The organism is Mesorhizobium sp. GbtcB19 (assembly GCF_019091085.1).
In the GTDB taxonomy this organism is placed as follows: domain Bacteria; phylum Pseudomonadota; class Alphaproteobacteria; order Rhizobiales; family Rhizobiaceae; genus Mesorhizobium.
On record NZ_JAGXJY010000584.1, the window covers coordinates 1 to 233 of the forward strand.

The following is a 233-nucleotide window of genomic DNA, read 5'->3' on the forward strand; positions in this document are numbered from 1 at the left end:
GGCAGCCTAGCCATGGCCGCGGCGCGCCTGAAGCGCCTTGGCCCCCCCTCCGATGCGGTCATGCACTACCCGCCCCGCCAGATGGCGGGATGGCTGCTTTTTGGCGAGCTGGACCGCCGACATGAAATGGCAGAACAGCTCGTCATCGGCATGAACGCCGCACGTGGTGATTTGAGGGACGTGTCGGAGCAGAGCGAGGATTTGCGCGAATGCCCAGCAGCCTCAAGGTCTTC

General features: G+C 64.8%; 1 protein-coding gene. It reads left to right on the plus strand.

All coding sequences use genetic code 11. The features are described 5' to 3' along the window. Positions 1-12: 12 nt before the first annotated feature. On the plus strand, positions 13-233 hold a 221-nt coding region (locus KVT37_RS33115; protein WP_217579113.1), incomplete at its 3' end, for a hypothetical protein.